This window comes from Amazonocrinis nigriterrae CENA67, assembly GCF_016056305.1.
Taxonomy (GTDB): domain Bacteria; phylum Cyanobacteriota; class Cyanobacteriia; order Cyanobacteriales; family Nostocaceae; genus Amazonocrinis; species Amazonocrinis nigriterrae.
This window is the reverse complement of the sequence record NZ_JAECZC010000018.1, coordinates 107,070-118,188: the sequence shown is the minus strand read 5'-3', so window position 1 is coordinate 118,188 and position 11,119 is coordinate 107,070. Positions and strand designations below refer to the sequence as shown.

Genomic DNA, 11,119 nt, shown 5'->3' with positions numbered 1-11,119 from the left:
CTACGGGGCTGATGGTAGCCAGAAAAAAGATCGCCGTCAAGCGCAAATTGATTTAATCGAAGAAATACTTAATTGGGCTGGGGTACAAACAGCGGAGAATATTCTCGATGTGGGTTGTGGCATTGGTGGCAGTTCTCTTTACTTAGCAGATAAATTTAATGCTAAGGCAACAGGGATCACTTTGAGTCCAGTGCAAGCTGCAAGAGCCGCAGAACGCGCCCAAGAGGCTGGTTTGAGTGCCAGAACTCTGTTTCAGGTGGCTAATGCTCAAGCAATGCCCTTTGCAGATAATTCTTTTGACTTGGTGTGGTCTTTGGAAAGTGGCGAACACATGCCAGATAAAACTTTGTTTATGCAAGAATGCTATCGAGTGTTAAAACCTGGTGGTACTTTGATTATGGTGACATGGTGTCATCGACCAATTGCTGAGACACCACTAACAGCAGATGAACAAAAACACTTGCAGGATATTTATCGGGTGTATTGTTTGCCTTATGTAATTTCCTTACCAGAGTATGAAGAAATTGCTCGTCAACTACCATTAAACAATATCCGCACTGCTGACTGGTCACAGGCTGTTGCCCCCTTTTGGAATGTAGTCATTGATTCTGCGTTTACTCCCCAAGCGATTTTCGGCTTATTGCAAGCTGGTTGGACTACTATTCAAGGTGCGTTATCGCTGGGGTTGATGCGTCGCGGCTATCAGCGCGGGTTAATTCGCTTTGGCTTATTGTGCGGGAATAAATAGTTATTGGGCATGGGGAATTGGGAATTGGGCATTGGGAATGGGGAATTGGGAATGGGGAATTGGGAATTGGTATTCTCCGCATCTCCTCATCCCCCTCATCCCCCCATCTCCCCTGCTCCCCTGCTTACCTAGTCCGTAATAACTGCACAAAAGGAATTCGGTAGGGTGCGTTACGCTAGCGCGATAACGCACCATCAGGATTAAACCTTTTGCATAAATATTTTTTTTGCCTAACGCAAAGGCAAGGCAGCGCGTTGCGGGGGTTCCCCCCGTTGTAGCGACTGCCGCGCAAAGACGCAAAGAAGAAAGACGCAAAAGAAGTCTATTCAAGGTGCGTGCAGCATAACACACTCTGCTCCAATGCCCGATGACGCCACATGCTCCACTTGGGGAAACCCTAAGACCGCAGTGGCTCCCCCATGCCCAATGCCCCCTTACCTAGTTCGTAATAACTGCACAAAAGTATTACTGACTGTATTGTCTTTGGTGTCAGCGGCGTATTGAATCAACTTTTCCCGCAGTTCTTTGGCTGCATCTAATGGGAGTAAGGTTGCTAGGAGGAAGTAAACGCCACGAAATCGGGGGTCGCCCATTCTATCTATTAATAGTGATTCGGCTGCATCGCTTTCGCCGAGGAAGTTTTGCACCAGAAAGAAATCCATGATTTTATCGTGGCGGAAGTACCATTCTTTCTTAGGTTCGCCTTTTTCATCTTGCCACTGACGGCTGACTACCATTTTGTATTTTTCATCTTCCAAGGACATGACAACTTGACGAAATTCATCGGCGGGTAAGGCTTGTTTGTCTTGGACTCGCATTTCATAGACGGCGGCGGAGAATTTCTTTAAGGGAAATTCTTGATTCCATTCTTTGAGGTATTCTGCCGCCATTATGTTGTATTGCTGTTCTTGCAGGTGAAATAAGTCGGGATATTCGCCTTGTGATAGCATCAGCGCTACCACTGTTAAATCCATTGGGTTGGAAAGAATGCGGTGGGCTGCGTCTAATTCTTCTTGGGATTGCTGGTTGTTGAAGGCTGCTTTTAAATAGTTGATGCAGGCTTTTTCGTAATCAGCACCTTGTATTTTGGCATCTTTGGGCAGTCGCAACTGACGGGAGAGCAAAAATTCTTGAATTTGTTGTGATTCCAGGGGCTGCAATCTATATATTTTGGCTGTTGAGGGCGGTGTCCACTCTAGGGGCTGGGTAGTCATGATAATGTTGCCCCGAAAATAGCTTTCGACAAACTGGACGATTTTGGCGCGGGTTTCGGCGGTGACTTCGTTGAGTCCGTCGATGCAGATGTCAATAGCACCACTGTAAATCAGATTTTTTAAAAAGCTGGCATCTTGGGCTTGGCCGTGTAGTTTTTCTTGGATGGCTTCAATTACGCCTTTATGACATTTTTGGGCGGGGAGATAGACAAGAATTCGTTGGGAGTTTTTCACCAGATAGCGCAGAAACATGGATTTGCCTAAACCAGAATCGCCTTCTAAGACAATTTGCCCTTTGATACTGGGGAGGGCGGCGGTGATGGGGACGATTTCTCCTGAAGTGGCAATTTTGACTCTGGACTCTGGGAAGTAGGCTTTGTCATTAAATCTATCTAAGCCAGCATCGGCTAATAAAGATGGCTGAAACGGTTCAAACAGTTTGCGGCGCAGAAATGGCACCCAGGCGAGGAGAAAGCCGACATAGCCAACGCCGAGAATACGACGTACCCACGAGTTCCAGAAGAAGATGGCTTGGACTTGGGGAAGTTTGGGGTAAGCGAAGATGAGGGCAAGCCAAAAGATAAAGTGAATGATGATGGTGTTTCTGATTTTGAGAAACCATTGCCAAGATTCCACATTATTAATTACTGCCTGTAGTGCATCGGCGTAAGTTGAGTTAACTTTTTTGAGGTTGCTGTAATGATTTTGCAGTAAAGGAATATCCCAGGCTTCCCAAATAATTTTTTTGTTGGCAGCAACTTCGGAAATTTGTTGTGCTAATTCTCTTCGCAGTTCTAGCAGAGAATAACAATCTTTCCAGGCTTTGTTGAAAACTTGCATTGTTTCCACTCCCTGGTTATGTGTCAGTTTCTCTGGTGGGGTTTTCGGCTTACCAACCCATTGCATAAGAGTTTCTACTTCTTGTTTGCCACCTGCAAAAAAATGAGCTAAAAACCTGAGTTGACCAATCTCAGAGGGATAATAGTGAACTGAATCTAGAACTTGCATAACAACAGGCAAATCTTGTTGCCCTAGTTTTATGAGTGCCTTTGCTGCTGCACTACGGACATCAGAGTTAGAATCTTCTTTGAGCAGCTGCACAAGTTGTGGAGCTTGTTCTTTGGCTTGCATCTGCCCTAGTGCCTGTGCTGCTGCACTACGAACACCAGAGTCAGAATCTTCTTTGAGCAGCTGCAAAAGTTGTGGAGCTTGTTCTTTGGCTTGCATCTGCCCTAGTGCCTGTGCTGCTGCACTACGAACACCAGAGTCAGAATCTTCTTTGAGCAGCTGCACAAGTTGTGGAGCTTGTTCTTTGGCTTGCATCTGCCCTAGTGCCTGTGCTGCTCCATAACGGACACCAGAGTCAGAATCTTTGAGTAGCGGCACAAGTTGTGGAGCTTGTTCTTTGGCTTGCATCTGCCCTAGTGCCTGTGCTGCTGCATAACGGGCATACGCGTGAGAATCTTTGAGCAGCGGCACAAGTTGTGTAATTTGTTCCTTGGCTTGCATCTGCCCTAGTGCCTGTATTGCTGCATAACGGGTATCAGGCTGAGAAGCTTTGAGCAGCAGGACAAGTTGTGTAATTTGTTCCTTGGCTTGCATCTGCCCTAGTGCCTGTACTGCTGCACCACGGACACTAGAGTCAGAATCTTTGAGTAGCAGGACAAGTTGTGGAGCTTGTTCCTTGACTTGCAACTGCCCTAGTGCCTGTACTGCTGCACCACGGACACTAGAGTCAGAATCTTTGAGTAGCAGGACAAGCTGTGGAGCTTGTTCCTTGGCTTGCAACTGCCCTAGTGCCTGTGCTGCTGCACTACGGACACTAGAGTCAGAATTTTTGAGCAGCAGGACAAGTTGTGGAGCTTGTTCCTTGGCTTGCAACTGCCCTAGTGCCTGTGCTGCTGCACTACGGACACTAGAGTCAGAATCTTTGAGCAGCAGGACAAGTTGTGGAGCTTGTTCCTTGGCTTGCAACTGCCCTAGTGCCTGTGCTGCTGCACTACGGACACTAGAGTCAGAATCTTTGAGCAGCGGCACCAGTTGTGGAGCTTGTTCCTGAGCTTGCAATTGCCCTAGTGCCTGTGCTGCTGCACTACGGGAAACAGCTGAGTCTTTATCCTGCAACTGTTTGGTAAGTTGTTTTACAAGCTCATCATAGTTTTTTATCTGGGATTTAGGGTTATCTAGCTGATATTCCCGTAAATTTTCCGTTGCTGTAGCCCTGACTTTTGGTATTGGGTCTGTTAGGGCTGCTACGATACCATTCATTTGCCATGCTTGTAGCTTGGGTTTGGGGGTTTCTTTGGCGTTTACCCAAGGTAGAGAGAGGAAGAAAGTTAGGAGTAGCGTGAAACAGAAAAGGAAAAAGAGCGATCGCTTGCTGTTCTGGCGGAGTGTGATTACCATAATTTGGAGCAAGGTGGCAGATTACACGCGGTTATGGGTATAATAACAACCTTGTAATTCCTCATTCCTGATTGTGAATTGCGATCGCAGCCTCGCAAAGCGGTTTATCATAACTCTGGCTGATCAAAAACCATTGGTTAATTCCACAACCGCCAACATGACAGATGTTTCAAACAACAATCGCTTGCAACCCATTAATTTATTTGAATACGAACAGCTAGCGAAAGCACATTTATCTCAGATGGCCTATGATTACTACAGCAGTGGCGCTTGGGATGAGGTGACATTGCAAGATAATCGTGCTGCCTTTGAGCGAATCAAGCTGCGACCTCGAATGTTGGTGGATGTGAGCGATCGCAACCTCAGCACCTCTATTTTAGGGCAATCTCTGCAAATGCCCTTACTAATTGCACCGATGGCTTTTCAATGTCTAGCCCATCCAGAGGGTGAAGTTGCCACAGCACTAGCTGCGGCATCAGCAGGTGTAGGCTTGGTGTTGAGTACAATGGCTACTAAAAGCATGGAAGAAGTAGCGGCTGTCAGTAACCAACAAAATGCTTTACAGTGGTTTCAGCTTTACATCCACAAAGACCAGGGTTTAACTCGTGCTTTAGTAGAAAGGGCTGATGCCGCAGGCTACAAAGCTTTATGTCTAACTGTCGATGCTCCTATATTAGGACAACGAGAACGCGATCGGCGTAACGAGTTTGCTTTGCCACCAGGCTTGCATCCGGCTAATCTCGCAACCATCTCAGGTTTAGATATTTACCACCAAAAAGGGGAATCGGGTTTATTTACTTATTTTGCTGAGCAACTCAACCCAGCAGTCACTTGGCGAGACTTGGAATGGTTGCAGTCTCTGTCTTCACTACCTTTAGTAATTAAAGGAATTTTACGAGCAGATGATGCTGTACGGGCTGTGGAGTGTGGAGCCAAAGCAATTATTGTTTCTAATCATGGTGGTAGACAACTCGATGGTGCGATCGCGTCTTTAGATGCCCTAGCTGAAATAGTAGCAGCAGTGGATGGCAAAGCAGAAGTACTTGTGGATGGAGGTATCCGTCGAGGTACAGATATTTTGAAAGCCCTAGCACTAGGAGCAAAAGCAGTACTCATCGGACGACCTGTTTTGTGGGGACTCGCAGTCAGCGGACAAGCTGGTGTATCTCATGTCATATCCTTGCTACAACAAGAGTTAAGTGTTGCAATGGCTCTGTCTGGCTGTAACCAGCTACAAGATATTGACTCTAGTTTGGTCAAAGTAGTCAATTTTTCCAGTAAATAGGCAAAAAGGTCATCAAATCAAATCGCCAAAAAAATTCTGAATTTATATTTAACCCTTGTCAAAAATTCAATAGATAGAGTATGATAGTAAAGTTGCATCCAAGGGCGGGTGGCGAAACTGGTAGACGCACCACACTCAAAATGTGGCGACCTTGCGGTCATAGGAGTTCGATTCTCCTCCTGCCCACTACCAAACTACAAAAGAAGATACAAGACTATGCAACTGAAAAGATGGGAATCTCCCCGTCGAGAAGGGAGAAATGATAAAGGAAGAGGCGGTTCAGCAAGAAAGCGACAGCTCAAAAAACAAAGGCAGATGGTACGCCAGAGATTAAAAGAAGCCAATAGTCCAGAAAACACTCAAAATAAAGGAAAGGGGAAGACAAAAACATCTTCCCCTTTTTTTATGCTTTCCCCTGAAAATAACCTAGTTGTTATACAAAGTGCGCTCGTGCTGAGTCAATACGGTTCGGATAAGCATTTTAAACTCATAATAGGGTTTGGGGAAAAGGTTACTGGGCTTGGGTTAAAAATTTTTCTTCCCCTTTTCCCTTTCCCCTTTCCCCTTTAACCGAACCGTATTGAGTGCTGAGTGCTGAGTGAGTTAGGAGTTAGTAGTGAGAAGTTAGAAGTTAGAAATTCTTCCCCTGCTCCCCTGCTCTCTCCCCTGACGACGACTTATTTCTTCTAAATTTCCTCAAAAAGTACTTGACATAAACCCGGTAGAGGCTGTTATATTAATGAAGGTGAAGCTTTGGGGCGTAGCCAAGTGGTAAGGCAGCGGGTTTTGGTCCCGCCATCCCTAGGTTCGAATCCTAGCGCCCCAGTTTATAACAGTCCAAGTAACTTGTATCTGTACTTTAATCAATATTAGTAAAAGGTCAAAAGCAAAAAGACTTTTGACTTTTTAGAATTATATTACTCATTATCAATAGCAAGTTACTTGTCAGGTGATTTTAAAGCTTCATCCAAAACTTGCCTAGCCTGCTCTGCTTTTGCTCGTGCTTCCTGGTAACGCACGTTAGCTTGAGCAAAATTTTTGAGAACTTTAAAACCTTCTTTGAGGCGAGTAATTTCCTCTTCAGTGACTGAGTTATCTGAGAACAGAACATCAATACCCTTGCGAATTTCTAACGCTTCAGCACGTGATTCTTGAACTTTCAGCTTGAGTGTAGCTAAGTTGTTCAGAACTTGCACAGCTTGTGTAATAGCGTCCTCACCACCAGCAGAATCAGTAGTTGGTTCCTTAACTTCAATTAATTGTTGAGGGCCAAATCCCTCTTCTAATTCCGTGGGAAGCTTACCTGCATCCATCAGTTCCATCAACTGATCCATCGCTTTATCACGGGCTTTGGCTGAATCTTTGCCAGGAACAGTGAGGATAATTTCTGGGCTTTGAGCGAGAGTATACTGAGCCATATTTAGGACAGAAAAGTTGCTGGTTAACCAAATCAAGGCAAACGATTATAACATGAATAAATTGGTATCTTACAGTTAATAGAATTAAAAATTAAAAATTAAAAATATTTTTATGACTTTTGCTTGACTGGAATTGGGAATTACTTAACATCTCACTAAGCCTTTTGGAATAAAACTTTATACTGAAGAAAGAGAAGTCAATTTCAATAGAGGGAGAGCTATGGCTCCTAATCCCACCATCATGCAGGCTGTGGAAAAACTGGGCTACCGCGTCACCATTGGCGATGTGGCAACTCAGGCAGGATTGAATGTCGCGGAGGCTGGGCAAGGATTATTAACCCTAGCCTCTGATGCTGGCGGACATTTACAAGTAGCAGAAACTGGTGATATCGTTTACCAATTTCCGCGAAATTTCCGGGAAATTTTACGTAATAAATACTTGCAGTTGCGATTACAGGAATGGTGGAAAAAGCTTTGGGGAATTATATTTTACCTAATTCGTATTTTCTTTGGAATTTTCTTAATTGCTTCCATAGCCTTGATTATTATTACCATCATCATCATTACTACTGCCAACTCAGATCGCGATAGTAATAATCGAGATAGTAACTTTGGTGGTGGATTCTTCTTTTTTCCAGATTTATTCTGGTACTTGAGTCCAAATTATGACACTCACTACCAGGAACGGAGACAGACAAGGCATCACCAAAGCAACCTCAATTTTTTTGAGGCTGTATTCTCGTTTTTATTTGGGGACGGTAATCCTAACGCCAACTTAGAAGAACGCCGCTGGCAAGAAATTGCTGCTGTCATTCGTAATCATCGTGGTGCAGTGGTAGCAGAACAAATTGCCCCATATCTTGATGATATCGGCGAAGTATATAGACAAGAGTATGAAGATTATATGCTGCCCGTTCTGATTCGATTCAACGGGCAACCAACGGTAAGCCCTGAAGGACAGATTGTATATTACTTCCCAGAGTTACAAGTAAGTGCCACTAAACGGCGTCGTCAATCAATACCAGCATATCTAGAGGAGTTGCCTTGGCGTTTTAGTGCGGCCAGTTCAGGGCAAATTATGTTGAGTGCTGGGTTAGGTATAGTCAATTTTGTTGGTGCATTAGTACTGGGAAGTTTGTTAAGAGATGGTACAGCGGCTGCCCAGTTAGGTGGTTTAGTAGCTTTTGTACAAGGAATTTATTGGCTACTGTTAGCTTACGGAATAGGTTTCTTAGGTATACCTTTAGTGCGTTATTTTTGGATTCAGCGGCGTAATCGCAAAATTTCTGCCCATAATCGCGATCGCAGTTCTCGCTCCAATCTATTATCAAATCCAGATGCAGCTTTACAGCAAAAAATTGACTATGCCCGTCAGTTTGCAACAGAAAAAGTAATCGGCAAAGAAGATTTAGTCTATTCGACTGAAACTGACTTACTCGAACAAGAAGTGGAACGTTCTGCACAAATTGACGCTGAATGGCAAAAGCGGCTTCAGGGAGGGAGTTAGGAGTTAAGAGTTAGGAGTTAGGAGTTGTGAATTTTAACTCATAACTCCTAACTGTGAACTTTTAACTTTCTATTTACTTCGCCTGAATTGCTGTTAAGGCTACGCCTTGGTAATAATGTCCTAAAATTTGTCGGTGGTTTACTCCTTGTCGAGCTAGATTATACGCTCCCCACTGACTCATACCTAAAGCATGACCGTAGCCAAGCCCTTGCAGTACAAAACCGCCATCTGGGCTGTTGGAGATTTTAAAGCGGGTGCTTTTAAGTCTGAGGGCTGTGCGTACTTCCTCACCTTTCAATACCTTAGTACCTTTGTCGCCGACAATTTTCAAGACTTTCACACTGCCGAAAGGAGAGTAGCTTTCTGGAATCATTTGTTTGACATTGCCTACACCAGAAATTCTGGCGCTAACTTCAGCAGGCGAGAAAGTTTTTACCCAACTACACTCACTGATATTTTGATCGTAGTCCTGAACAGCACTCAAGTAAGGTAGATTATCTCCCCAGACATCTTGTACGTTTTCGGTGTGTCCCCCAGAACAAGCGTGGAAGACTGAGAGAATAATTTGATTTTTATAAGTTAGTACTTCTCCGGCTGTACTATCGACTGCGGCGTAAGTACTAGGGGATTCACTGCTAACACCTTTGTAAATTTGCCAGCGATCTGGACTATCACCTAAATCGTAAACGGGATTATTACGCTGTTTTTCCCGCTCATAAAGGGCATAGGTACGGGCTGCGATCGCTTGGGCTTTTAGCGCTTCTTGGGGCCAACTGGTATCCATTTCACCACCGATAACGCTGTAAAGATATTCTTCTGTATCTACCCAATTGACAGCGGTTAAACCTTTTTCTGTGGGTACAACCAAAGTTCTACCCCGATACCAGCGATCGCCAATATAAACAAATCCTTTACCTGTCGGTTCAATCCAAAATAAACCAGACTGCCACTTATCTAAAGCAACTCCCCCAGGAATAGCTTGAGCATAAAAAGCACTCATTCCTGGCAATTGTCCAAGAGTACGACCAGTACTATCCTTAACCAGCGCAGTCGTAGAACTACCGACTTTTACCTGATTTACTCCCCTTTCGATTGCCACCCGCAGAATAACAGATGCTTGAGCAGGGGCAACCAAAGCTATCCAAAAGAACAGACCTACCCACCAATGACGTACTTTAATCTGGGAAAATAGAGAGCCTAAGAAAAGTTGGAATTTCATGCTGATCAGCTAAATCACATTAGTATGCATTTGACGCTCCTGAATATAGCGTCTACTACTCAAGATGAGACAGTTCTCCAGTCTAGGAGGTTGCCACCTTTTACTAATTATGCATACACTCTCAAGAGTTGGGAGATTTTAATTTTGGGCACACATTAGCTTAACTAATCTTCTGATGATCAAGCATCATCAGTAGGTGGTTCTGTATCAGTTTGAGTTTCTGCCATCCAATTATCACCTGAATCGGGAGGGTCAGAAACTATGACAAACTCAGTCTCTTTTGTATGGTCGTGGCCCCATTCATCCATCACATCTTTAATCAACACTTCTTGCAGCCAAATCTTGGCAACAACAGTTAGGGGTAGTGCCAGAAATAATCCTAAAAAGCCAAAGAAAGTCACGAAAAATAGCTGAGAAATTAAAGTCACGGCTGGTAGCAAAGAGACTTGATGCGCCATGACAATAGGTGTGATGAAATTACTTTCAGTCTGTTGAATAATAATGTAGAGAATCAACACAGCAAGTACTTTCCAGGGAGCATCCAATAAAGCGATCGCCATTGCTGGCACTACACTCATAGTTGGGCCCAAGTTGGGAATTAAGTTTAAAAATCCTGCCAAAACTCCTAAAGCCAGTGCAGCCTTGACACGCAAAAGAGATAAGCCAACTACACTCATCAGTCCCACTACACCCATCGCAATGAGAGCGCCTGTTATCCACCCCTCCAATGAGACTTCGCATTTATCTAAAATCCCATCTACCCGTCGCCGATAAAATGAGGGGAAAATCCGCACAAACACTTTGCGGTAAGCTTGGGGGTCAGCTAAGAGCATTCCTGTTAAAACTAGTACCAAAAGAACCTTGACGACAACTTCCAAAGAACCGGAGACTAAGGCAAAAGAACTTCCCAATACCCGATTTACGAAAGGCTGTGCTTGCTGGATGAGGCTGTTGATATCGGGAATGTAAGGCACCAACTGACTAGGAATGCGGGTTCTCAGTTCATCAAGCCAACCATTAAAGCGCTGAAAGCCTTGGGGAACCCGATAAGTGAGTTCGTTAAATTGTTGTACAAAAGGTGGGACAATCAGCCAGAAAAAACCAACAATCACTGTGAAAAAGATAGCTACCGACAAAATGACAGCTAATCCACGCTTCATACCTGAACGTTGGAAGCGTTTTGCTAGCCGATTTAAGGTAGTGGCTAGAACCACTGCGGCAAACATCAGCAAAAGCACTTCCCGAATTTGCCACAAGATGTACAAAGAGAGAACTATGGCGATTAAGCCAATCCATTGACCAAGGTTCACAGGCTGACTCCC

The 11,119-nt window shown here is 44.4% G+C and carries 8 protein-coding genes and 2 tRNA genes; 6 read left to right on the top strand and 4 right to left on the bottom strand.

The window, feature by feature from the left end:
* On the top strand, positions 1 to 748 hold a 748-nt coding region (locus tag I8748_RS12630), incomplete at its 5' end, for a methyltransferase domain-containing protein (RefSeq protein ID WP_198124924.1).
* Positions 749 to 1,182: 434 nt separating this feature from the next.
* On the opposite strand, the gene I8748_RS12625 is transcribed toward I8748_RS12630, so the two are convergent.
* Positions 1,183 to 4,368, bottom strand: a complete 3,186-nt coding sequence (locus I8748_RS12625; protein WP_198124923.1) for a HEAT repeat domain-containing protein — start codon at positions 4,366 to 4,368, stop codon at positions 1,183 to 1,185.
* 157 nt (positions 4,369 to 4,525) lie between these two features.
* Here I8748_RS12625 and I8748_RS12620 point away from each other — a divergent pair, with 157 nt between their 5' ends.
* The 4 genes from I8748_RS12620 (at position 4,526) to I8748_RS12605 (ending at position 6,479) form a co-directional block, all read left to right on the top strand.
* On the top strand, positions 4,526 to 5,653 hold the full coding sequence (locus I8748_RS12620) for an alpha-hydroxy acid oxidase (protein ID WP_198124930.1): 1,128 nt from the start codon (positions 4,526 to 4,528) through the stop codon (positions 5,651 to 5,653).
* A 102-nt stretch (positions 5,654 to 5,755) separates the two neighbouring features.
* Positions 5,756 to 5,839: transfer RNA gene (locus I8748_RS12615), tRNA-Leu, on the top strand.
* Between the two features lie 30 nt (positions 5,840 to 5,869).
* Positions 5,870 to 6,223 carry a hypothetical protein gene (locus I8748_RS12610; protein WP_198124931.1) on the top strand — a complete coding sequence of 118 codons (354 nt, stop codon included), beginning with the start codon at positions 5,870 to 5,872 and terminating at the stop codon, positions 6,221 to 6,223.
* Between the two features lie 184 nt (positions 6,224 to 6,407).
* Positions 6,408 to 6,479: transfer RNA gene (locus I8748_RS12605), tRNA-Gln, on the top strand.
* 112 nt (positions 6,480 to 6,591) lie between these two features.
* On the opposite strand, the gene I8748_RS12600 is transcribed toward I8748_RS12605, so the two are convergent.
* Complete coding sequence (locus tag I8748_RS12600) at positions 6,592 to 7,071, bottom strand: hypothetical protein (RefSeq protein ID WP_096554922.1); 480 nt, start codon at positions 7,069 to 7,071, stop codon at positions 6,592 to 6,594.
* A 220-nt stretch (positions 7,072 to 7,291) separates the two neighbouring features.
* Between I8748_RS12600 and I8748_RS12595 the strand changes: the two genes are divergently transcribed.
* On the top strand, positions 7,292 to 8,578 hold the full coding sequence (locus I8748_RS12595; RefSeq protein WP_198124922.1) for a hypothetical protein: 1,287 nt from the start codon (positions 7,292 to 7,294) through the stop codon (positions 8,576 to 8,578).
* Positions 8,579 to 8,651: 73 nt separating this feature from the next.
* Here I8748_RS12595 and I8748_RS12590 read toward each other — a convergent pair whose 3' ends face one another.
* Together I8748_RS12590 and I8748_RS12585 are read right to left on the bottom strand one after the other, a co-directional pair.
* Positions 8,652 to 9,797 carry a SpoIID/LytB domain-containing protein gene (locus tag I8748_RS12590; RefSeq protein WP_198124921.1) on the bottom strand — a complete coding sequence of 382 codons (1,146 nt, stop codon included), beginning with the start codon at positions 9,795 to 9,797 and terminating at the stop codon, positions 8,652 to 8,654.
* Between the two features lie 179 nt (positions 9,798 to 9,976).
* On the bottom strand, positions 9,977 to 11,107 hold the full coding sequence (locus tag I8748_RS12585; RefSeq protein WP_198124920.1) for an AI-2E family transporter: 1,131 nt from the start codon (positions 11,105 to 11,107) through the stop codon (positions 9,977 to 9,979).
* Positions 11,108 to 11,119: the final 12 nt, after the last annotated feature.

Excerpts from the sequence above, each read along its gene's own strand:
- I8748_RS12600 (WP_096554922.1), bottom strand. The coding sequence starts at position 7,071 with ATGGCTCAGTATACTCTCGCTCAAAGCCCAGAAATTATCCTCACTGTT.
- I8748_RS12595 (WP_198124922.1), top strand. The coding sequence starts at position 7,292 with ATGGCTCCTAATCCCACCATCATGCAGGCTGTGGAAAAACTGGGCTAC.
- I8748_RS12610 (WP_198124931.1), top strand. The coding sequence starts at position 5,870 with ATGCAACTGAAAAGATGGGAATCTCCCCGTCGAGAAGGGAGAAATGAT.
- I8748_RS12620 (WP_198124930.1), top strand. The coding sequence starts at position 4,526 with ATGACAGATGTTTCAAACAACAATCGCTTGCAACCCATTAATTTATTT.
- I8748_RS12625 (WP_198124923.1), bottom strand. The coding sequence starts at position 4,368 with ATGGTAATCACACTCCGCCAGAACAGCAAGCGATCGCTCTTTTTCCTT.
- I8748_RS12590 (WP_198124921.1), bottom strand. The coding sequence starts at position 9,797 with ATGAAATTCCAACTTTTCTTAGGCTCTCTATTTTCCCAGATTAAAGTA.